A 23,018-nucleotide genomic window follows, 5' to 3' on the forward strand; every position below is an offset into this window, starting at 1 on the left:
AGTGCGGCCCGTCCGGCGTCGGGGCGGAGCACGACCGGTCGTCGGCCGGTCGTGCCCGCTCAGGCCAGGTAGCGGCTGATCGAGTCGATCACGCAGGCCGGCTTGGCCGAGCCGGCGATCTCGACGGTGATCCGGATGGTCACCTGGACGCCGCCGGCGATGTCGGCGACCGCCACGATCTCCGCACCGCCGCGCACCCGGGAGCCCACCGGGACCGGCGCCGGGAAGCGCACCTTGTCCACGCCGTAGTTCACCCCCATCGAGATGTTCCGCACCTCGACGATCTGCGGCAGGAACAGGTTGGACAGCGCCATCGTCAGGTAGCCGTGGGCGATCGGCGCGCCGAACGGGCCCTCCTTCGCCTTCTCCACGTCCACGTGGATCCACTGGTGGTCGCCGGTGGCGTCGGCGAACAGGTTGATCCGGTCCTGGGTGATCTCCAGCCACTCGCTGTGGCCGAGGTGCTTGCCCACCGAGTCCTTGATCTGCTGGAGGTCGGTGAAGACGGTGGCCGCCATGTGCGCTCCCGATCGTTTCTGATGGTCTGTCAGATCAGCTCTCCCGGGTATACCAGACCGACCCGCCGCGATGCCGCCCGGGACGGTCAGGCGGTCGGGATCCAGGCCACCTGACGCACGTCGGCGAGCCGGTCCACCGAGATCCCGGCCGTCGAGACGGTCCACAGATCGTCACCGATCACCAGGGAGCGCTGGATGGTCCCGCCCGGGTGCGTCACCCGACCCACCTCGACGATCCGACTGCCCTCGACCCGCAACACCAGTGCGTACGAGCCGCCGCCCGGGGACTTCTCGCCCGGGGCGATCTGCGGCTGGGTCGAGATGCGGTAGGACTCGTTCACCGGCACCACCACGGTGCCGTCCTTGGCCCAGTACAAGAACGCGTGCGCGTTCTGCTCGGCCTGCGAGTTCGCGCCCGGGAGCGCGTACTGGGCGACCCGGGTCGGGTTCGCCAGGCTGCTCACGTCGAACAAGGACACCTGGGTGCCCAGCCGCCGGCCGCCGTCGGTGGCGTCCTGGCCGACGCCGATCAGCCGGCCGTCGGCGATCGGGTGCAGGTAGGCCGAGTAGCCGTTGATCTTGAGCTCGCCGACCGCCTTGGGGTTGCGCGGGTCGCTCAGGTCCAGCGTGTACAGCGGGTCGGTCTGTCGGAAGGTCACCACGTAGGCGAGCGGGCCCGCGAAGCGCACGCCCATGATGCGTTCGGTCCGGCCCAGGCCGCCCACCCGGCCGATCGGGGTCAGCGTGTTGCCGCTGCGGGCCAGCACGGTGACCACCGACTCGGTACTGGAGCGCGGCGCGATCGGCGGCGGCATGTCCCGCGGCGTGCCCGGCGTGCCCGGGGTGGCGTCGGTGGGATCGCTCGGGGCGATGCCGCCCGGCGCACTGCCCGGGACGGATCCGCCCGGCGCCGCGCTGCCCGGGGCGGTGTCGCCGCGTGTGGTGGTGTTCTGCGGGAGGTTGCTCGGCACGGTCCGGGGGATGCTCGGGTCGCCGGGCGAGAGCGTGGTGGCCACCCGCAGGTTGCCCGCGTGCTCGGACATCGCGTACTCGTTGACCATCGCGCCCGAGACCACGCCGGTGCCGACCAGCTTCGGCGTGCCCTTGCCGGAGATGTCGAGCTGGTTGATCGTGGTCGTCGTGCTCGGCGGTCCGCCGCCGATCACCTTCGCGTCCCCGGACACGGCGCGGTGCGTGGACGTGGTCGCCAGGTAGAGGTTGGACTCCGACGCGTACACGTTGTCCACGTCGGCGGCCACCGTCACCGGATCGCCCTTGTCCAGGTCGCGGGTCAGGTCGAAGGACAACACGCTCAACGTCGCGGTGCCGGTGTGCCCGGGGTCGCCGGGCTTGGCCTGCGGCCGGCTGACCCGGTCGCAGCCGACCAGATCGCCGGAATCGGTCCGGCCGTTCGCGGCGAGGGTGAACTGCGGCAGCCAGTCCGAGGCGGTCGAGCGCCGGATCAGATCCTTGGCCTGGTCCGACGATTTGGCTGTGGACATGGACAGCCGGGGCCGCGAGCGCACCACGATCCGCGCGGTGCTGCCGATCTGCCGGCCGTCCGTGTAGCTCCCGTCCACCGACAGATCGCCGATGATGCGCGGCGCGGCGGCCAGATCCACCAGCACGAAGCGGGCGTTGGGGTTCGCGGCCACCGGCGACGAGCTGCCCGGGCCGCCGGGGATCGGTGCCATCTTGCCCGAACCCCCCTTGCTCTTCGGCAGGTTCGTCGAGCCGTTCAGGATCAGCAGGGCCCGATCGCCGGACAGCAGCAGCTCCTTCGCCCGCGCGCCCGGCACCTCCAGCGTGCCGGTGACCCGATGCGTCGCGGCATCCACCACGCTGAGCCGGCCGTCGGCCACGGTCAGCACCCGACGCCCGTCGGTCTTGACCAGGTCGGGCTCGTCGACGCCCTGCTCCTGGGTGTTGGTGGTCGAGTGCTCGGCCGCCCCGGGCGCCGCCTGGTCCGCGGCCACGCCCTGCGGGGCCGCCGCCCTGGGCGCGGCGGCCGGGGCCTCGTCGTCCGCCATCTGCCCGGACTTGGAGTTGTCGGCGGATTTCTTCTCGCTCATCGTGCGCAGCGCCGCCGCCCGGAAGTCGTCGACCAGCGCGCCGCACGAGTCGAACGCGGTCAGCCGCATCGTCTCGCCGGACCCGGCGGCGGTGCGGACCGGATCCGGCTTCGAGCCGCCGGAGGAGGTGCAACCGGTGACGACGAGTCCCGCCGTCAGCACGAATATCGGCAGGGCGGTGGCCCCGCGCGTGGAACGGTCGTGGATTCGCATGGCCATCCGACGCATCGGGTACCGGAACGGTTCCCGGGCCCGGAGCCGGGCAGGTGTGCGATCAGGCCGATCCCGGCTGCGAAGGGGGAATCTCGATGACGCTGTGGCCCGGGCATCCGTTTCCACTGGGTGCCTCCTACGACGGAACGGGCGTCAACTTCGCCCTGTACAGCGACGTCGCCGAGGCCGTCGACCTGTGCCTGATCGACGACGCCCACAACGAGGAACGCGTGCCGCTGAGCGAGGTGGACGGCGGCATCTGGCACGGATACCTGCCCGGCCTGCAACCCGGTCGGCGCTACGGCTACCGCGTGCACGGGCCGTGGGAGCCCCGCCGGGGGATCCGCTGCAACCCGGCCAAGCTGCTCCTGGACCCGTACGGCAAGGCCTTCGACGGTGACATCCGCTGGGGCCAACCGCTGTTCGGCTACCGGTTCGGCGAGCCCGAGCGGATCGACGAGAGCGACTCGGCGCCGCACATGATGACCTCGGTCGTGGTCAACCCGTACTTCGACTGGGGCGACGACCACCGGCCCGGGCACGAGTACCACGACACGGTGATCTACGAGGCGCACGTGCGCGGGTTGACGATGCGCCATCCGGACATCCCGCCGGAGATCCGCGGCACCTACGCGGGCATGGCACACCCGATCATGATCGATTACTTCCGGTCGCTGGGGGTCACCGCGGTCGAGTTGATGCCGGTGCACCAGTTCGTCGACGACGGGCACCTGGTCGGCCGAGGGCTGGCCAACTACTGGGGCTACAACACGATCGGCTTCTTCGCGCCGCACGCCGCCTACTCCTCGACCGGCTCGCTGGGGCAGCAGGTGCAGGAGTTCCGCTACCTGGTGAAATGCCTGCATCAGGCCGGTATCGAGGTGATCCTCGACGTGGTCTACAACCACACCGCGGAGGGCAACCACCTGGGCCCGACACTGTCCCTGCGCGGGATCGACAACAGCGCCTACTACCGGCTGTCCGAACAGGACCCGCGCTACTACTGGGACACCACCGGCACCGGCAACTCGCTGCGCATGTCGCATCCGCACGTGCTCCAGATGATCATGGACTCGCTGCGCTACTGGGTCACCGAGATGCACGTCGACGGCTTCCGCTTCGACCTCGCGGCGGCGCTGGCCCGGCAGTTCTACGAGGTGGACAAGCTCTCCGCGTTCTTCGACCTGGTCCAGCAGGACCCGGTGGTCAGCCGGGTCAAGCTGATCGCCGAGCCGTGGGACGTCGGCGACGAGGGCTACCAGGTGGGCAACTTCCCGCCGCTGTGGACCGAGTGGAACGGCCGGTACCGGGACACCGTGCGCGACCTGTGGCGCGGCGAGCCGGGTACGCTCCCGGACTTCGCCGCCCGGCTCACCGGATCCGGCGACATGTATCGCCACGACGGCCGGCGGCCGACCGCGTCGGTCAACTTCGTCACCGCCCACGACGGCTTCACGTTGCACGACCTGGTCTCCTACGAGCACAAGCACAACGAGGCCAACGGCGAGGACGGTCGGGACGGCGAGAACCACAACCGGTCCTGGAACTGCGGAGTGGAGGGCGAGAGCACCGACATCGAGATCCTCGCGCTGCGGGAGAAGACCAAACGCAACCTGGCCGCGACGCTGCTGCTGTCCCAGGGCGTGCCGATGCTGCTGCACGGGGACGAGATCGGTCGCACCCAGGGCGGCAACAACAACGCCTACTGCCAGGACAACGAGGTCTCCTGGGTCGACTGGGAACGCGGCCGGGAACACTGGGTGTTCCTCGAATGGGTGCAGATGTTGATCCGACTGCGCCGCGAACATCCGGTGTTCCGCCGCCGGCGCTTCCTGCGCGGTGTACCGGCGGACGATGCGAGCCTGGCCGACATCGTGTGGTTCGCGCCCGGCGGGCGGCCGATGACCGAGGCGGACTGGCAGGCCGGATTCAACAAGGCGATCTCGGTCTTCCTCAACGGCGACGCGATCGGCGAACCCGGTCCGCGCGGCGAACCGATCCGGGACGACTCGTTCTTCCTGTTGATCAACGCGCACGAAGGGGACCTGCACTTCACCCTGCCACCCGCCGAGTACGGCGCGGCGTGGGGGACGGTGCTGGACAGCGCGACGGTACTGCTCGATCGGGACCGGCCCGCGGCCAAGGCGGGCACCTCCGTACACCTGGAGGCGCATTCGTTGCGGCTGCTGCGCCGGTTGTTCTGACCGGGCCCGGCCCGGAGACGGACCGGGTGCGCCGTCGCGCCGGGGCGAATCGCCGTCATCCCTGCGGTGGTTGCCTAAGGGTCCGGCCAAGGGTTATCCCTGATGGACCACGGTTCGTCGACGGCGCATGCTGTACGAAGCCGTGTGCACAGCGAGAGGAGCCGCGCATGCATCCCAACTCCGGTCCTCATCCACCCCATTGGTACGGCATGCCCGCGCACATGCGGGTCGGCGACGCGGATCGCGAACGCACGATCGAACACCTGAAGCATGCCTACGGCGAGGGCAGGCTGAACGCGGACGAGTTCGAGGAGCGGGTGGCCTCGGCGCTGGCCGGGCGCACCCGGGCGGACCTGGAGGCGCTGCTCGACGACCTGCTGATGCCGATGTCGGGGCCGCCGGCGATGCCGATGCACGGGATGACGCCCGGGCCGCCGATGCCGCCGCCGTGGTGGCTCAACCGCGCCGTCGGGCCGTACGAGCGCATCCGTCCGGGCCGGGAGCGGGGCTGGAGCGCGGCCGCGCACTGGAGCGGCTTCTGCGCACCCGTGGTCGGCCCGTACCTGATCCGCAGGACGGTCGGCGCCCGCTCGGAGTTCGTCCGGGACAACGCCAAGGCGGCGCTGAACTTCCAGCTGACCTGCCTGCTCTCGTTCGTGCTTGCGCCGATCCTGGCGCTGCTCGGCGACTTCGGCGGCCTGGTGATCGCCGTCATGTACTCGGCCATCGCCGTCTTCGCCATCCTCGGCGGCGCCCGGGCGGCGGGCGGCGAGGTGATGCGTTACCCGATCAGCCTGCGCCTGGTCAGATGAGCCGGCCCCCGGGGCGGGCCGAGCGCCCGGCGGGCGCCCTCACGCTCCGGCGGGGTTGGCACGGCGGGTGGGGCGACTGCTGCGGCTGAGTCGGCTCGGGCGGGTCCAGAGCAGGAGTTCGCCGCCGGGCGGGGACACCACACCGCCGTGCGCCGGATCGCCCGCGAACCACACGTCGCCGCCGTCGCACTTGTGCAGGTGCCACCAGCGGTGCGACATGGACACCACGGTCAGCGCGTACTGCGTGCCGTCGCCGGCGCGATCGCCGATCACCAGCGGCGGACCCCACGCACCGTCGCCGTCGGCCGGATCGCGGAAGCGGCACGAGCAGGTCACCCACGGATGGCGGGCCAGCGTGCGCCGCATGCGCCGGCCCAGCACCAGCGCGCCGATCCCGATCACCAGGGCCACGATGCCGACCACGAGCGGAACCGTGCCCCAGCCGCCCCAGGCCTCGCCGGCCGAATCCTCGGCCGTGGACAAGACCGCGAACCAGGCCCCGGTGCAGACCGAGCCGATCACCGTGGTCACGACGGCCCGCAGCCGGTACACCCGCAATGCCCGAGCCGTCGCGTGCAAGGAGAGAGCCACGCCCTCCCGCTGCTCGCTACCCATGGCAGCACCCTAAGCAGGCGCGGGCGGCAATGGTGAACCGGTGCGTGTCGGGCGCGCCCGTCGCGTTCGTGCACCGCGATGCCGGCGAACCGAAGCCGATACCCCACCGTGGTACCGGCTTCGCGTTGCTCGGCGGTGCCGGGAAGGGTGTCGGCTTCGATTCGCTCGGTGGATGTCGGGTGGGGGCGGCTTGGATTCGCCCAGGTGGTCTCCGGCGGGGTGTCGGCTTCGATTCGCTCGGGTGGTTCCCGGCGGGGTGTCGGCTTCGATTCGCTCGGGTGGTTCCCGGCGCGGTGTCGCCTTCGATTCGCTCGCGCGTGTGGGGTGGGGGTGGGGGGAGCGCTCAGTACGTCAGTGCTCAGTACGTCAGGCCGTGACCGAACGGGAAGACCGGGTCCTTGCCGTCCCGGGGTACGTCCGAGCGCTGGGCGCGCACGTCGGCCATCGAGCGCGGCAACTCGAACGGCAGCCTGCCCTCGGGTCGTACCCGACCGAACAGCGCGTCCAGCAACGGCGCGTCGGCACAGCCGTAGTTCGCCACCAGCGCGGCCGACCGGTCGGCGATCTCCGGGATCACCGCCGGGCGCTCCAGGTAGATGTCCAGGACGGTGGGCACCGTCGCACACAGGTCCAGGATCGGGGTCAGTTCGGCCTCGGTGAACTCCAGCGAGCCCGCGTGGAAGAACTGCTCGAAGCCGCCCTCACGCGGCTCGAACGGGGTCTTGATCCGCACGATCGCCACGTCCGCCTGCTCGGGAGTGGCCACGACGGTGCCGTAACCGGCCGCCACGTCGGCGTCGACGCCCTGGACGTACACGCGGATACCCTCGGCCAGCGGCAGCACCGGCTCGTCGTGCGCCGACGCGTCCGGTGCAGACGCGTCGCGTGCCGACCCCTTTCGCACCGACGTGTTCTTGAGCACCGTGACCGACCTGCTCTGCGCGCGCAGCCCGGCCGCGATGCCGGCGTCGGTGCCCACCAGGCCAGCGGTGGCGGTCGGGTCCACGAACGGGTGGTCGAACAGGCCGAGGACGAACTTCTCCCGCAGCAGCCGCCGCACCGACCGGTCCAGCCGCTCCTCGGAGAGGCGGCCCGCCGCCACCAGGTCGACGATCTGCTCGGGGATGTGCTCGCCGCCGAACTGGTCGCAGCCCGCCTCGAGCACCCGCAACACCCGATCCGGGACGGACGACTCCTCGACGCCCCACGCCCGCGCGGGCATGGTCTGGCCCATGATGTTCGCGTCCGAGATCAGGCCCCAGTCGGTGCACACGATGCCGTCGAAGCCCAGTTGTTCGCGCAGCAGGCCGGTGATGATGCCCTTGTTGAAGCCGAACGCGACCGCCTCGTGCTCGGTCTCGATCGGCATGCCGTAGTACGGCATCATCTGCGACGTGCCCGCCGCGAGCGCCTTGCGGAACGGCTCCAGGTGGTAGTCGAAGTTGCCGCCCGGATAGACCTGCTCGCGGCCGTACGGGAAGTGCGGGTCCTCGCCGTCGAGCTGCGGGCCGCCGCCGGGGAAGTGCTTGGTCATGCACGCCACCGACTCGGTGTTCAGCGTCTCGCCCTGCGCACCGCGGATGTAGGCGGCGACCAGCTTGCCGGTCAGCTCGGCGTCCTCGCCGAACGTGCCGTTGATCCGCGACCAGCGCGGTTCGGTGGCGAGGTCGATCTGCGGGTGGAGGGCGAGTCGGATGCCGACCGCGAGGTATTCGCGGCGCATCAGGTCGGCGAACTCGCGGACCAGCTCCTCGTCGCCGATCGCGGCCAGGCCGAGCGTCTCGGGGTACTGCGAGAAGCCCTCGGCGTAGGCGGCGGTGCCCGGGTTGTCGGTGAAGTGGTGTCGGGGATCGGTGGAGAGCGTGACCGGGATGCCCAGCCGGGTCTCCAGCGCCAGTTCCTGGATCCGGTTGTGCCACTGCGCGATGTGCTCGGGCCGACCTCCGCCGAGCAGATTGAAGTGGTTCATCCCCTTCTCGGTGATCATCTCCCGCACCGTGAACTCGAACGGCAGCGAACCCTTGTCCTCCAGGAGCGTGCCCTCGGGGCCCATGACGGCGATCGTCTGGAACATCAGACCGGCCTTCTCCTCGACCGTCATCCGGCCGAGCAGGTCCGCAACCCGTTCCTCGATCGGCAGCGACGCGTCCTCGTAGGGGCAGGTCGCGGCGCGGAACCGGGTGCGTGCGGTGGTGTCGGTCATGGATCCTCCGTAAAAACCTAGTGGTCAGTAGGTTTTCTAACACGTAACGACCCGCCTCCGCCGGCGAAATCGACGGCGACTTCGGACCCGGGTCCGCACACCGCGACCGTTCCGGCAGCCGGCCCGTGATCGTTTCGGCAGGTGACGGGCCCGCACGGGGAGCGCGAACGCTCCGTACAATGAGCCGAATGCGCGCCGGGGGCCCGGGTGTGTTCGGGGCGTGCCGCCGTGACGATGTGGCCGACGATTCGAAGCGGATCGCCCGGCGCATCGGGATCCGGCGCATGGGGCGTATCAGGCGCATCAGGCGCATGGGCGCATGGGGCGCATCGGGCGCACACACACCACGGGTACGAGGGGCGGACGCAGGTTGGACACCGTGCGGGGCTTGCTCGACTCCTTGCGGGATTTCCTCGACCACGGCGCGTGGACCCACTGGCCGCTTCCGGTCTCGGTGACGATCTTCGTCGTGGTCTGCGCACTGGGCGTCGCCGCGTTCGTCCCCAAGTCGCTGTTCGCGCCGATCGCAGGCGCGCTGTTCGGCGCGATCGGCGGCACGGTGGTCACCCTGGTCGGGGCCACCCTGGGCGCGCTGATCAGCCTGTACCTCGGTCGTCGGCTGGGCAGGGAGCGGATCAGCGGCTGGCTGCACAAGCGCGAGGCGCTGGCCGTGCTCGATCGCCGGCTCTCCCGGAACGGCCTGGTGCCGATCACGATCCTGCGGATGATCCCGGTGATTCCGTCCTCGGTGGTCAGTTACGGCGCGGCGGCGACCGGGATCCGCACCGGCCAATTCCTGCTCGGCACCGCGCTGGGCATGCTGCCGATGACGCTGGTCCAATGCGCGGCGGGCGCCTCGGTGCGCAGCGGCCTGTCCACGCCGGTGGTGGTCAGCGTGTTCGTCGGCTGCGTGTCGCTGGCCCTGGTCATGGTCGCGGTGCGGCGGCGCGGCGGGGAGCCCGAGCCGACCGGTTCGCCGGCGTCGGCGTCGGCGTCGGCGGCCGGGCGGGGGTCGGCGGCGGGGGAGGCGTCGGTGGTAGGGGAAGGATCGGTGGCCGGGAAGGGATCGGCGGTCGGGGAGGGATCGGTGGCCGGGGAGGGGACGGTGGTCGGGGAGGGGACGGCGGCCGGGGAGGGGACGGTGTCGCCGCAGTCTTCGGTTGGTTCGCGGTCGTCGGTCGGCCCGCAGTCCTCGGGTGTGTCGCGGCCGTCGGCTGCTTCGTCGTCTTCGGTTTCGTCGTCTTCGGTTGCTTCGCCGTCTTCGGCCGCTGCTTCGCAGTCGCCGGTCGCTCGGCAGGCCTCGGGCGCTCCGCCTTCGCCGGTCGTGCCGAAGGCACCGGACGCGGCCGAATAGGCCGACCGGCGCTCGGCCGATCCGGGGCCGCGGATGCCTTCCGGCGGAGCCCGACGGGAGTTCGAGGACCCGCCTAATCTGGACGCATGCGGGTCGAAGCGGGGGAGCACGGGGAGCGGGTGGAGCGGCCGGCGACCACGACGGCGCGGATCGTCGGCGTGGACGTTGCGCGTGCCCTCGCCGTCCTGGGCATGTTCGCCTCGCATGTCGGCCCGGACCCCTACGACGGCGGCGTGGACACCCTCGTCCAGGGCGTCTCCGGCCGCGCTTCCGCGCTGTTCGCGTTCCTGGCGGGCGTCTCGCTGGTCCTGATGTCCGGCCGGACACCGCTGCGCGGCCGGAACCGACACAGCGCGGCCGCGGTCACCCGGGTGCTGATCAGGGCCGTCCTGCTGATCCCGCTCGGCATGTGGCTGGCCGACCTGGACACCGGCGTGCTGGTCATCCTCGCCTTCTACGGCCTCTACTTCCTGCTCGCCTGGCCCGCGCTGTGGCTGGACACGCGCGCGCTCGTGCTGCTCGCGGCGGGCTGGGCCCTCCTCGGGCCGATCGCCTCGTACCTGCTGCGCACGAGCCGCGACACCGGCGACATCCGCTATGCCGCACCCGGGTTCGACGACTGGCACGGTCCGGGCGACCTGTTCGAGACGTTGTTCCTGACCGGCAGCTACCCGGCGATCACTTGGCTGCCGTTCGTCTTCGCGGGGATGGCGGTCGGCCGGCTGCGCCTCACCGACCTGCGGGTGCAGCGCGCGTTCGTCGGGATCGGCACCGGGCTGGCGGTGCTCGGATACGGCGGATCCTGGCTCGTGGTCGAGTTGTTCACCGGCGATCGGCTCGCCCGGGAGGCGGCCCCGTACGGCGTGTTCGAGCTGATCCACAGCCGGGTCGGCTCGGTCCCGGTGTCCGACCCGGCATGGTTGACCGTCGCCGAGGGCCACACCGGCACGCCGTTCGAGATCGTCGGCGCGATCGGCGTCGCCCTGGGCGTGCTCGGTCTGACCCTGCTGGCCTGCCGCGCCTGGATCGGCCGGATCGTGCTCGACCCCCCGATCTGCGTCGGCGCGATGGCGCTCACCGTGTACACCGCCCACCTGATCGCGATCGACCGCTGGTTCCCGCTCGCGGCCGGACAGACCTGGGAACGACTGCTCGCCTTCGTCGTCGTCACGCTGTTGCTGTGCTGGGCCTGGCGGCACACGCTGCGCAAGGGCCCGATGGAGGCGGCCCTGCACGTGCTCTCCGCGCTCCCCGCACGCTGGGTACGAGGAGCGGCCCGGCCGGCCGGGCCGAGCAGGCCGCAGGGGGGTGGGCAGGAGGGTGGGCAGGAGGGTGGACCGGCCGCGACCGGCTCGATGGCCCAGGGGTCGGATCGGTAGGGCACGGGTGGGGTGGGGGACGGGGGCCGCTGGGTCGGAGCGGTGCTTCCGGAACGGAGCGGTGCTCTTGGGTCGGAGTGGTGCTCCGGGGTTGGGATGGTGCTTCCGGAACGGAGCGGTGCTCTTGGGTCGGAGTGGTGCTCCGGGGTCGGAACGGTGCTTCTGGGCCGGAGCGGTGCTTCTGGGCCGGAGCGGTGCTCCCGGAACGGAACAGTGCTCCGGGTCAGAGCGCTGCTCTCGGGTCGGAGCGGCTATCCCTGGGCGCAGCAGTGCTCCCGGAACGGAGCGGTGCTTCCGGGGCGGAGCGGTGCTCTCGGATCGGAGCGGTGGTACCGGGACGGGACGGTGCTTCTAGGTCGGAGCGGTGTTCCTGGGGCGCAGCAGTGCTTCCGGAACGGAGCGCCGCTCCCGGATCGGAGTGGTGTTCCTGGGGCGCAGCGGTGCTTCCGTAACGGAGCGGTGCTCACGGGTCAGAGCGGTGCTCTCGGATCGGAGCGACGCTCCCGAAAGGGATCGATGGCCTCAGGGTCAGATCAGCAGCCCCTGGGACCTGGCGCGGGCGAGCCAGCCCGGGTATTCGTTGGTCATCATGTCGTAGAGCTGTCCGTCCGGGACGTTCGCCGGATCCTGGACCGAGAAGAAGTCGGCGTTGTCGACGTAGCGGCCGGTCAGGTCGTCCAGCTCCTCCAGGAACGAGAAGCCGCCCGGTCGGCCGAGCCCCATGAACTGCCAGAAGATCGGCTCGAAGCTGGAGTAGGTCATCTGCTCGCGCGTCGCGTCGCGCGACGTGGTCTGGCCGTCGGTGATGAACATGACGTAGACGGGCAGGTCGTTCGCGAGCGGCTGGTGCCGCGGCCCGCTGCTGCCGAAGTAGTGCTCGCGGACCAGCCGCATGGCGCCGGCGTAGTCGGTCGAGCCCTCCAGGCCGGGGTTCTTGCGGATCCGCTCGGCCCAGCCGTGGTACTCGCCCAGCCCGAGTTGGCCGACCGCGTGGCCGCGGGAGCCGAACAGGAACACGTCCACGGCCGCGTTGTCGTCGAAGCGCAGGCCGAGCGAGAGCACCCGCTCCGCGAGCGCCTGCACCTTGCCCCGCTTGAACAGCGACTGCATCGAGTAGGAGATGTCCAGGCACAGCGCGACCCGCGCGGTGTGCTCGCCGAGGCCGTGCTTCTCCAGGCTCACGGCGGCCTGCTTGGTCAGATTGAGCAGTTGCGGGTGGCCCTCCTGGGCGAGCCGCTTCTCCATGTTGACGAGGTTCTGCTTCTTCAGGCTGACCGCGGGGGCCGAGGGCGGCGGCGTGCTCGGCCGGGCGGGAGCCGACGGGGGTGCGCTCGGTGCGGTGGGGGCGGTCGGCGCGTTCGGCGCGTTCGGCGCGGTTGCCGTGCCGGGGGCGTCGTCGGCGGCGACCTCGATGCCGAAGTCGGTGGCCAGGCCGGTGAGCCCGGACGCGTACCCCTGGCCGACCGCGCGGAACTTCCAGGCCCCGCCCCGCAGGTAGAACTCACCGAACAGGAACGCCGTCTCGGTGGAGGCCTCGTCGATGTCGAACTCGGCGATCGGACCGCCCTGCGCGGACACCACGTGCAGCGCCAGGCCCGGCACCTGCCCGAACGTGCCACCGTCGGCGGACGCGCCGATCACCACCCGCTCGACATCCGGCGGCATCGCGGCCAGGTTCACCCGGATCGTGTCGGTGACGAGGCCGTCGGCGGCGGGCCGCTTACCGTCGTGTCGGACCGCGCCGGCGGCGTCCGAGGGCTGGTTGTAGAAGACGAAATCCGCCTCCGTCCGCACCTTCCCGGCGGCATTCAGCAGCAGCGCCGAGGCGTCCACGTCGGGAGCCCCCGCCGCGCGCCAGGTCAGGACCGCCCGCAACTCGGCAGTCGGTACCGGAGTGTTCCCACCTTTGCTTATCTTCGCCATGCCGCCCATCTTGCCCCCCAGGCGCAACGAAGGTGGGCGCACAGCCGACCGAACCCCCAAGCCCCACCCCGACCCCGGGTGCCGGTGGCACGCCCGGCGCCCGTCGGCTCGCGCCCGGGGTCGCCTCGGGTCCGGTCGGCCTCGGGCCTACGGGCGCACTCGCGACCGCACCTTCGGGTGCGCCTGCGACCGCTCGTGCCTGCGCCGGCGATCGCGCAGGCGACCGGCCCCGGGTGGTCGGGAGGGTGTTTGGTCCGCGGGAAGTGCCACCCGGGTCCGTTGCCGGGCGGAGCGTTGCGGCGGAATCGATATCCGCTCGACCGGCGCGCTCGCATGTGTGCTCGCGGCCGTGTCCCTGGCCACAGCCGAGGCCGTGTGGGCGGCGTGGGCGAGGGGGAGGGCACAGAGGGCGGCGGTGATGGCGATCAGCGTGCCGGTGGTGGGCGCGCCGAACGCGCCGAGTGCGGACAGGCCGACGATCGGGCCGCAGGCGGCGCCGAAGGTGTTGGCCGACATGGCCAGTGCGCTCCACCGGCCGCGCTCGTCCAGCGCCGCGGCCACGCCCAGGACGTAGGTGGTGACCGCCTGGCAGGAGGCGTTCCAGCCGAGCAGGCCCACCGCGTAGAGGACCAGGCCGCCGCGGGGTGCGAAGGTCGACATCAGCGCGGCCGCCCCACCGGCGCCCACCGCCGTCACCAGCGGGACGGTCCGGCTCCGACCCCGTCCGCCCGACGTCGCCACCACGACTCCGACAACCCCTGCCAACAGACACCCGGCGCACAGCGCGCTCACCGTCTCGGCGGACAGCCCCACCCGATCGGTGCCCACGCCCGAGGCGATCGCCCACAGCGCGTTCATCGCCACCGAGCGCACCCCGACGGCCGCGGTCAGCAGCAGTCCGGTGCGCCGATGGGGCGCCGGCCCGAGTGCGACCGCGGCATCGGCCGGGGCCACCGCCACCGGCAGATGCCGCACCATCGGCAGCGCCCCCAGGCCGACCGCCGCCATCACCCCGACCGTGGCGAGCCGCCCGCCGCCGAGCAGCGGCACCAGGGTGTACAGGGCCGTCCCGGACAACGCCACCGCGAGCAGCGCGATGCCGGACGTCCGGGCGGGGTCGCGGGTACCCGCCATCGCGGCGGTGGCCACCGTCAGCGCCATTCCGCTGCCCGCGCCGCCGACGATCGCGGCCGCGACGGCGAGCCGGGTACTGCCGGTGATCGCCGCGACGGTGAAGCCGCCGACCATCAGGAGCAACCCGATCCGGGCCTGCCGCTCGCGCCCCGCGCCGCCCGCCGCCCGGGTGACGGCCGCACCCGCGACCGCGGAGCCGAGCAGTACGGCGGTCCCGATCGCGCCGGCGGCGGTGCCGGACAGGCCCAGACCGGTGCGGACGGCATCGAGGAAGGCGGGCAGCAGGTTGGCCATCAGATAGCCCGCCGAGGCCAGGATCGAGATGGCCGCGACGGCGGCGCCGGACCTTCCCGCGCGGGCGCGCGCGGGCAGGGTGAATACGGACACGGGTGGAGCTCTTTTCCCGAACGGGCCGCCGGCGGCAGGCCGAGGTGCCGCCACAGGGCGGGTCGGCGAGCGCGGCGAGGCAGGGGAGCGCGGCCGGCCGAGGGCCCGTCGTGGAGACGAACGGGCGATCCGAGGCGGCGCGACGCTCTATGTGCGCGCGGACGTGCGTGATGGATGACGTACGGGCCACGCGAGGGGCGACCGGCGGCACAGGGCACGGTCGCGGGGGCCGCATGAGGCGGCCGAGGAAGTGGCGGGGCGTTACACGGGCGTCCTGGCAGGAAGGCGGGGCGAGGGAGGGTCTGCGAGGCCCCGGTGAGGTCCGTGTCCGGCGGCCCGCCCCGGGTGCGACGAGCCCGTACGCGCTGACGCGCCCGGCTCGGCGGGATCAGGGTGGCACCCCGCGCGGCGCGGTGTCCAGGATTGTTGGTTTGCAATCCGTCACAGGCGGGTAACGCGCCCCGGTCGGCCGTACCGGACATCTTGTCGGCGCCCCGATCACGCTCCGGGTCTCGGGTGCTCAGGGTGGGGTACGAAGCGGTCGGATCCGGCCGTTTTGCAGCAGTACTCGATCTCGCTCCCATCCTGTGTTAGTCTTGAGCCTGTTGCAGTTGTGGTTCGCATCATCTTCTGAGTGCGCCTGTAGAGCTGTTCACTACAGGTGCATTTTGCATTTCGGTAGCTTCCGAAATGAGGGCGAAAAACGCGGCGACGCCCGGATTCACGAAGTGTGGATTCGTTCATCGGCCCACATGTAGGGAGAAAAATATGGCTACCGGAACCGTGAAGTGGTTCAACTCGGAAAAGGGCTTCGGCTTCATCGCGCAGGACGGTGGCGGCGACGACGTCTTCGCCCACTTCTCCGCGATTCAGGGCAACGGCTACCGTGAGCTCGTCGAGGGCGAAGCCGTCGAATTCGACGTCGTGCAGGGCCAGAAGGGCCTCCAGGCGGAGAACATCAACCGCCTCTGATCTTCACTGATCAGCACGACCGAGGGCCGGTACCGCACTTCGTGTGCGGCGCCGGCCCTCGGCGTTTTCGGTACGACTCCCGGTGCTTTCGGTACGACGTGCGGCGTTCCCCGTACGGCCTTCGGGTTCCGTACGACGCGTGGCGTTCCCCGTACGGCCTTCGGGTTCCGTACGACGCGTGGCGTTCCCCGTACGGCCTTCGGGTTCCGTACGACGCGCGGCGTTCCCCGTACGGCCTTCGGGGTTTCCCGGCGGGCCCTCGGGATGTCCGTAGGAATCGCGTCCGCGGGCACGGTGCCGCCGCCGACGGCGGCCTCGGTTCGGCCGCGTAGGGGCATGCCGCTGCCGGGTCAGGCGGGTTGGCCGGCCTCCGGCGCCTTCTCGGCCGCGCCGAGGGCCGCAAGTTCCTCCTCGACCCGACGTGCGTGCGCCTCCTCGTCCTGCCGCGCCTTGCGCGGACTCCAGCGGCCGGCCATCACGAACACGCACGGGACGAACAGCGCCTGACACGCCAGGGTCAGCCACCACCAGCGCATCCACTCGTCGCTCGCGCGGTCCTTCGCCTTCTGCACTTCCTCGCCGTGGTCGATCAGGATTCCCAGCGACTTCTGCTTCTGCTCGACCAGATTCAGCTTGGTGATGTCACCGCCGGCCAGCTGCAACGCCTTGATCTGCAACTCGATCGGGATCGACGCGCGGTCGGGGAACTTGGACATTTGGATGAACAGCGCCGGATCCTTCTGCACCAACTCCAGCGCCGGACCGGCGTCCGCCTGCGCCGCGACCACCTCCTCGCCGTGGTTCACCAACGGCGTCGCCGACGTGACGATCACCGGCGTGAACACCGCCGACACCGACACCACGATCCGGATGATCCAACCCCACACCGCCAGCCCTGTCGCGGTGGCCGCAGGGTTGTGCTTCTCGACGGTCTCGGTGTACCCGGCCATCCACGGCGCATAGGTCAATCCGCTGCACACGCCGATGCCGACCAGGAGCCACGCGAACGTGTAGTAGTCCGTGTCCGGCTTGTCCGTGGTCAGCGCGAACAGGTACGTGAACACGACCGTGCCCACGCCGCCCACGATCATGAACGGCTTGCGCACCCGAGTCAGGTCGGACGCGATGCCGACCACGACGAGCGCGATCGCGTTGGCACCCCAGTACCAGTTGGCGAGCGCGTTGGTTCGCTGCTCGGAGTACCCGTAGACGGTCGAGTAGTAGACGACCAGGTTGCCGACGACCGTGTAGTAGAACATCAGGTGCAGGCTGATCCCCAAGGCGGGTGCGAGGATGTCCAGCCGCATCATCTGCCGCCAGTGGTTCTTCTGCGCGGCCTCCACATCCAGGCCGCGAGCCCTCGCCTCGATCAGCGCCTTGTCCCGCAGCGAGACCATGAGCTGGTCGCGCAGCGCCGGGGACAACTCGCGCAGCCCGAACAGTGCGATCACGAAGACGACCAGGCCGACGATGCCCGCGTACCGGAACTCGTCCTGCCAACTGCTGGTGTCCAACGTGTTGCTGCTGACCGTGGTGACCACCAGGCTGCCGATGATCGGCCCCAGCGTCCAGAAGCCCATCGCGCCCGCGCGACCCACCTGCGGCGAGAAGTCGCGGATCAGCGCCGGCGTGGCGACCAGGGCCATGCCCTCGACGATGTTCACCAGGGCCATGAAGAACATGAACCAGCCCTTGCTCTGCGCGTTCGGCAACGCGAACAGCACGAGCACACCGGTGAGCAGCAGGCCGTACACGACCAGGTTGGCCCGACCCCACCGGTCGGCGAGGCCGGCCAACAGCGAGGCGAACGCGCCGACCGCGTTGCCGACGACGGAGATCATCGTCGCGTACATGAAGGTCATGCCGTACTCGTGCATCAGCAGCGTGGAGACCGCGTACTGGATGTACAGCTCGTAGTAGAGGATCACCGAGCCGATGACCACGATGGACAGGTAGAAGATCCGCGGCCCGTTGGCCGGGTAGCGGTCCAACTGGCGGTGCCACAGGCCCCGGAACAGTGCGGGCAGCGGGCCGCGAGGTGCCGACGGCGGGGCACCGGGATCGCTCGCGTCCGGCGGGCCCGATGGGGACGTGGTGGAAGACATGCGGCCTCCTCGACGAGCGTGGGTCTATCGAGGTACAGGAATGCGGGGAACGCGGCCGTGCGAATACGTCGGACCGGGGGGAAGGGACGACCCCCCGGGCCAACGCGTGGAGTGACCTTAGTACCGGCCGGTAGCGCGCTACCAGAGCGAACGCCAAGAAATGAAACGGGTTGCGATTTTGGCCGGGGGCAAGGGCTTTACCTGGGCGGATGTGGGGGGTGAACGCTGGGGGAGGCGGGGGCTGTTGGGGAGGGGGCGGCTTTGCGCGGGTCGTGGTGGCAGGCGGGTCGGGGCGGGCGGGCGTGGGTGGGCCTCGACGGGTGGCCGTGGCGAACGCGGCGGGCGCGATGCGCTTGGCCGACGTGGTGGGTCGAACGCGTGGGCCGGCGAGGGCCATTCCGAAGGGGGCGGGTTTGCGCGGGTTGCGGTGGAAAACGCGGGTCGGGGCACGCGTGGGCGGACCTGGTGCGCGGCGCGCTGGGTTCGGGGGGCCTGGTGGACGGGATGTGGCGGGGCGGGGGCGTTGGGATGGGGCTGCCGGACGTGGGGGTGGGCGGGTGGGCCGAGCAGCTCTACCGGTCGCGCCCACCACCGTCGCGACCGGGCTCGCCGAGGTCGTCGAGGCCGCCGGAGTCTTCATGGCCACCGAGATCGCGTACATCACCGGCGTCACCGGCGTCACCGCCGAGACGACCGGGGCTGCCCGGGCCGGCCGGATTGCCCGGCCCGCCCGGGTTACCTGGGCCGGTTGGGCCGGTTGCGCTGCTTGGGCCGCCAGGGTCAGCCGGGCAGCCCACATCGTCCTGCGCATCCCGCTCCGCCGCCGATTCACCTACCGAAGGAAGCGGACGATGCCCCCACGATCCGACCTGGAATGGCCCGCCCAGGGCCTCCCAGCCGTCTCCGCCCTCCCCGTGCACAATCACACCACGCCCACCGCAGCAACTGCCCCCGCCCGGCCCGCCATCGCCCGCCTCCTCCCCGGCCATCCCGATCCGCCGCGCATCCGCGTACCACCGGCCGATCGCCCGGGCGAAGTCCGGATCACGGTCGGCCCGCAACGACAGTGCGCCGGCGAGCGCGTAGGCCCGGGTGTACGCCCGCAGTCCGCCCGGGGCCTCGTGTCCGAGCAGGGTGAGCTCCAACTCGCCTGTGGGCAACGGCGCCGGGCGATGCGGTACGGACGACCCGGTCGCGCGCGACCTCGATGTCGGCGGTATCGCGTCCGACTCGCCCTCGGGTCGCTCCGGCTCGCGCGGCAACGGCGTCCGCACCAGTTCCACGAGGCGCGTCCAGGCCAGGCGACCGGCGTCGCCGCCGGCTCCGGCGGCAAGCCCGCTCAGCAGGTCCACCGAGATCGATTCCACGCGATACCCCTTGCATCGGGCGATAACGGTGGGTCCACGGTAGAACGCGGCGGCCCGCACGCGGGCCGGAACCGCATGCGCAAGTGTTTCCCAATCGTGCTCCGGATTTCGGCAACCACATCCGGCAACAACATCCGAACAACGTCCGGCAACAACACCCGGTAACGGCACCCGGCAACGGCACCAGATACGGCACCCACCCGACGGTCACACCCGCAGGCCCACCCTCGGTCGTGCGTGGGCCGCTTCGGTTGAATGCGCGGAAGGCACGCTCGGCTCCGGGACGGGCCGGCGGCGTGGGCCGGCGCGTGTCGAAGGCGCGTGTCGACCGTGCGTACGGATGGCCCGGTTCGGTGCTGCGTGCACGCCGGGCGGCGGCTCAGGCCTTCGCGTGTCGGCGGCGGACGGGGGCGCCGCGGACCTGAGTCGGCCGGCGGGCGGGATCCGGGTCGGGGTGGGCCTGGCCGAGTGGGTCGGACTGGGCCTCGGGCCGGTGTTCGGGCCGTGGACGGGGGTCCGCCGCGGCCGGGTCGAGGATGAACCGCATTCGGGTCAGGTGCGCCCGGGCGGTTTCCAGGCCCCGATTCGCCGGGCCCGGGACACGTTCGCGCATCGCCACGACGGCGGGCCCGAGCCGTACCGACTCCTGAGCGTCCGGGATTCGCAGCCACACCTTGAGCGCGTTGTCCGCGGCGGCGATCGTACTCGGATGTTGCGGGCCGACCGCCTCCGCGCCGCGCTCGGCGACCTGGCAGTAGATCAACACCGCGTCCGCGACCCGACCCAGTCCGGCGCTCACGAACGCGAGCATGGCCTGGGCGTCCAGCGTGCCGGGGTGCGCCGGACCGACCAACCTCTCCATGTGCATGCTGAGTTCGGCGGCCTTCTGCCACGCCTCCATGCCGTGCCCGGTGTCCGACGCGTGCCGGATGGCCGCCAACTCGTTCCAGTACGTGGGCAGTACGTCCGCCGGCCGGATCAACGCGCCCGCCGCCGACGCGCCCTGGGACAGCGCCCGCCGGGCGGGTGTAGGCGCGACGGCCCGGCCGCGCACCGGCATCGACATCGGCCGGTCCGGCCCGATTCCTCGGTTCGGCGCGAGCGCCGGGGGCAGTTGGGTGGGACTCGTGCTCGGCGGACGACGTGCGGTAGTCGGCGTCAGCGCACTCGCGTCGGTCGCCTGGATTCGCACGGTTATCCGAGGCGGCAGCGGCGGAGGCGGCGGCTCGGGATGCGGGCGCGGCGCGGAACCGGCCGCACGGCGGTTCGGGTCGGCGCCCATCGTCGGGCGGGTCGCGGGCCGAGTCGCGGCGCTCGCGGTGCCGTTCGCAGGGCTGTCGGCGGAGCGGGTCGCGGAGCTGTGTGCGGACCCGGCCGCGGGGGCGGTTGTCGAGCCGCGTGCGGGGCCGTTCGTGCGGCGGTCGGTCGGGCCGGGGAACTCCGGTTCGCGGTCGAGCAGCGCGGACTTGGTGGGCGGGCGCGGCTTGCCACGAGCGGCCGGACCGCCGGCGCCGCGACCGGTCGCCGACGGCGCGCCGTCCTTGCGGGCGGATGGGCCGAGCGGGCGGCTGCCCGGCTTGGCGGCGCCGGCTCGGAGGGCGTCGCGCAGGCTGGTACCGGGTACCTCGGGCTCGTCCTCCGGCCCGGAGGTGAGTACGGAACGGACCAGGCCCAGCGCCCGCCGCCCGACACCGGGTTCGTCGCGCGGCCGGGTGGCCGGGGCCGGGTGGGCGTCGGGTTCGGCCCGCGGATCGGCGGCCGGCGGCCGCTGCCGGGCAGGCTCGGGGTCGGCCCCGCCGCCGATCCCGCCGCCGACCACGCCGGAGCCGCGCAGGCCGGAACGCTGCGCCGGGGTCATGCCGTTGGGCGGCACGGCGGACAGCGCCGAGATCCCGGTCCCGGTGGCGCCGTTGCCGCGCGGCGTGACCGCCTTGAGCCGGCGAACGGCCGTACGCAGGGTCGGCGGACGCGCCTCGGGCGAGCAGTTGGCCAGCGCGAGCGAACCGGCGGATGGCGCGAACTCGACGGTGTCCGGGGCCAGTCGGGCCCGCTCGGCGAGCAGCGGATGGATCTCCTCGGCCGGTACCGGGTCCGGCAGTTCGGGAAAGCCCTGAGCGAGCGCGGCCACCAGCGCCCGGGTGAACGGATGCGGCGGACCCTTGACGTCCGGCGGATTCAACACGCCCCACAGCGGAAGGCCCTGGCACAACTCGTGCGCCCGTCCACGGGCCGCCTCCCAGGTTTCCCGACCCGCCGTCAGATCGCAGATCACCAGGGTGTTCTCGGCCGGCCGAGGACCGAGCAGTTCGACCACCCAAGACCACGGAAGCCCGTCGTAACGCACCGAGCCGGACGTCGAATCACGCAGGCCCAGGTGCAGTTCGCGACGCCGACGGTCGAACAGGAGGCGCCCGGTCAAATAGACGATCACCGGCCCGTCCACCGCACCCGCGGCCTGAAGATAGGCCCGAACCGCATGCGGCTGCACCGCGTCCGGCAACTGCACCACGTCGGCGGCGGCGTCCGGAAAGAGTTGATGGGGCGTCAGAGCCGACATCGCGACCAGGTTGCTCCCACTCTCCGACCGCCGTCTCCGCCCGGATCCACCACCCTCCACAAGCAGCAACTGCCCCCGCTCCGACGGGATTCGGATGACCCGCCCACCACCACGTTCGGTCATGTGTGCCTCCCCGGCCGAGCCCATCTGGGTGGACCACCACGCAACTGAAGGTTAGGGGTATCGACCGGCCATGGTCGACATATCGGACCGGTTGGCCGGTGGGCCCGATCGGCACACGAGCTCACAACGGGGCGCACGGGGGGCGCGGGTGTGTGGGGGTGTGGGTGGAGGCGCGGGGTGGGGTGCGGTGCGGGGTGGGGTGGGGTGGGGTGGGGCACGCACGCTGGGGGTGGGCCAAGGTCGAGGCCGATGGCGGGGGTCGGGCGGGGGTCGGGCTGGGGTTGGGCGGGGTCGGTGGGAGATGGGCGTGGTTCGGCTTGGGCGGGGGAGGGGGCGACGTGGGCGGTGGATGGGGCGAGGTTGGCGCGGGGCGCTTCGGGCGGGCCGGTTGGGGGTGAGATCGGAGGCGTCGGCTCGGGAGCCGGGAGCCCCGGGGCTGGGAGCTCGGGCCGGGGGCGGGGTTGGGGCCGGGGCGGAGTCGGAGCCGGAGCCGGAGTCGAGGCGGGCGGGGCGGGACCGGACGGTGACGTTGTGGGGTCCGGGCTGGGCGTCGGGTTTCGAGGCGAGTGCGGCGTGGGCTAGCCGGAGGAGGATCGACCCTCGAACGGTGTGAGAGCGGTGCTCTCGTTTGTGTTCGGCGTCCGCGTCTTGGAGCGACATTGGGATGATGCGCGTTTCCAGACGGTGATTCGGAGCGGTGCTCTCGTCTGCGCCCCCTGTCTGCAGTTCGAAGCAGCGATGCGAGGGAGCGGCCGTCCCGGTACCCGCATCGGACATCGGGAGCGGTGCTCTCGTCTGTGTCTGGTGTCTGCGGTTCGGAGCAGTGATGCGTGGGCGGCGTGCGCCTTCGAGAGCCAGTTGGCTTGAGAGCGGTGCTCTCGTCTGTGTCTGGTGTCCGCGGTTCGGAGCAGTGATGCGTGGGCGGCGTGCGCCTTCGAGAGCCAGTTGGCTTGAGAGCGGTGCTCTCGTCTGTGTCTGGTGTCCGCGGTTCGGAGCAGTGATGCGTGGGCGGCGTGCGCCTTCGAGAGCCAGTTGGCTTGAGAGCGGTGCTCTCGTCTGTGTCTGGTGTCCGCGGTTCGC

General features: G+C 71.6%; 14 protein-coding genes. 5 read left to right on the forward strand and 9 right to left on the reverse strand.

What is annotated here, in order from left to right:
- Nucleotides 1-59 precede the first annotated feature (59 nt).
- Both ACIBM5_RS10385 and ACIBM5_RS10390 read right to left on the reverse strand, forming a co-directional pair.
- Nucleotides 60-518 (reverse strand): MaoC family dehydratase, encoded by a 459-nt coding sequence (locus tag ACIBM5_RS10385; RefSeq protein WP_396006439.1) that lies wholly within the window; start codon nucleotides 516-518, stop codon nucleotides 60-62.
- An 86-nt stretch (nucleotides 519-604) separates the two neighbouring features.
- Nucleotides 605-2,809 (reverse strand): beta-propeller domain-containing protein, encoded by a 2,205-nt coding sequence (locus ACIBM5_RS10390; protein WP_396006440.1) that lies wholly within the window; start codon nucleotides 2,807-2,809, stop codon nucleotides 605-607.
- Nucleotides 2,810-2,898: 89 nt separating this feature from the next.
- Here ACIBM5_RS10390 and glgX point away from each other — a divergent pair, with 89 nt between their 5' ends.
- The gene (gene glgX / locus ACIBM5_RS10395; RefSeq protein ID WP_396006441.1) at nucleotides 2,899-5,007 is read left to right on the forward strand and encodes a glycogen debranching protein GlgX; all 2,109 of its coding nucleotides are present in this window, start codon (nucleotides 2,899-2,901) and stop codon (nucleotides 5,005-5,007) included.
- Between the two features lie 167 nt (nucleotides 5,008-5,174).
- On the forward strand, nucleotides 5,175-5,819 hold the full coding sequence (locus ACIBM5_RS10400) for a DUF1707 and DUF4870 domain-containing protein (protein ID WP_396006442.1): 645 nt from the start codon (nucleotides 5,175-5,177) through the stop codon (nucleotides 5,817-5,819).
- Between the two features lie 39 nt (nucleotides 5,820-5,858).
- Here ACIBM5_RS10400 and ACIBM5_RS10405 read toward each other — a convergent pair whose 3' ends face one another.
- Together ACIBM5_RS10405 and ACIBM5_RS10410 are read right to left on the reverse strand one after the other, a co-directional pair.
- Complete coding sequence (locus tag ACIBM5_RS10405) at nucleotides 5,859-6,434, reverse strand: hypothetical protein (RefSeq protein ID WP_396006443.1); 576 nt, start codon at nucleotides 6,432-6,434, stop codon at nucleotides 5,859-5,861.
- 358 nt (nucleotides 6,435-6,792) lie between these two features.
- Nucleotides 6,793-8,637, reverse strand: coding sequence for a glycoside hydrolase family 3 protein (locus tag ACIBM5_RS10410; protein WP_396006444.1), 1,845 nt, complete (start codon nucleotides 8,635-8,637; stop codon nucleotides 6,793-6,795).
- A gap of 388 nt (nucleotides 8,638-9,025) precedes the next feature.
- On the opposite strand from ACIBM5_RS10410, the gene ACIBM5_RS10415 reads away from it, so the two are divergent.
- Nucleotides 9,026-9,991, forward strand: a complete 966-nt coding sequence (locus ACIBM5_RS10415; protein ID WP_396006445.1) for a TVP38/TMEM64 family protein — start codon at nucleotides 9,026-9,028, stop codon at nucleotides 9,989-9,991.
- 86 nt (nucleotides 9,992-10,077) lie between these two features.
- A complete protein-coding gene (locus tag ACIBM5_RS10420) occupies nucleotides 10,078-11,370 on the forward strand; it encodes a heparan-alpha-glucosaminide N-acetyltransferase domain-containing protein (protein WP_396006446.1) in 1,293 nt (430 codons plus the stop codon).
- A 528-nt stretch (nucleotides 11,371-11,898) separates the two neighbouring features.
- On the opposite strand, the gene ACIBM5_RS10425 is transcribed toward ACIBM5_RS10420, so the two are convergent.
- Complete coding sequence (locus tag ACIBM5_RS10425) at nucleotides 11,899-13,293, reverse strand: VWA domain-containing protein (protein ID WP_396006447.1); 1,395 nt, start codon at nucleotides 13,291-13,293, stop codon at nucleotides 11,899-11,901.
- 147 nt (nucleotides 13,294-13,440) lie between these two features.
- Nucleotides 13,441-14,814: an MFS transporter gene (locus ACIBM5_RS10430; protein WP_396006448.1), complete on the reverse strand. Its 1,374-nt coding sequence runs from the start codon at nucleotides 14,812-14,814 to the stop codon at nucleotides 13,441-13,443.
- A 768-nt stretch (nucleotides 14,815-15,582) separates the two neighbouring features.
- Here ACIBM5_RS10430 and ACIBM5_RS10435 point away from each other — a divergent pair.
- Nucleotides 15,583-15,786 carry a cold-shock protein gene (locus tag ACIBM5_RS10435; RefSeq protein ID WP_020555278.1) on the forward strand — a complete coding sequence of 68 codons (204 nt, stop codon included), beginning with the start codon at nucleotides 15,583-15,585 and terminating at the stop codon, nucleotides 15,784-15,786.
- A gap of 350 nt (nucleotides 15,787-16,136) precedes the next feature.
- On the opposite strand, the gene ACIBM5_RS10440 is transcribed toward ACIBM5_RS10435, so the two are convergent.
- From ACIBM5_RS10440 to ACIBM5_RS10450, 3 genes are all read right to left on the reverse strand, one after another.
- Nucleotides 16,137-17,891 carry an MFS transporter gene (locus ACIBM5_RS10440; protein WP_396006449.1) on the reverse strand — a complete coding sequence of 585 codons (1,755 nt, stop codon included), beginning with the start codon at nucleotides 17,889-17,891 and terminating at the stop codon, nucleotides 16,137-16,139.
- A 572-nt stretch (nucleotides 17,892-18,463) separates the two neighbouring features.
- On the reverse strand, nucleotides 18,464-19,318 hold the full coding sequence (locus ACIBM5_RS10445) for a hypothetical protein (RefSeq protein WP_396006450.1): 855 nt from the start codon (nucleotides 19,316-19,318) through the stop codon (nucleotides 18,464-18,466).
- 319 nt (nucleotides 19,319-19,637) lie between these two features.
- Nucleotides 19,638-21,815: a hypothetical protein gene (locus tag ACIBM5_RS10450; protein WP_396006451.1), complete on the reverse strand. Its 2,178-nt coding sequence runs from the start codon at nucleotides 21,813-21,815 to the stop codon at nucleotides 19,638-19,640.
- Nucleotides 21,816-23,018: the final 1,203 nt, after the last annotated feature.

This window comes from Embleya sp. NPDC050493, assembly GCF_044458105.1.
In the GTDB taxonomy this organism is placed as follows: Bacteria; Actinomycetota; Actinomycetes; order Streptomycetales; family Streptomycetaceae; genus Embleya.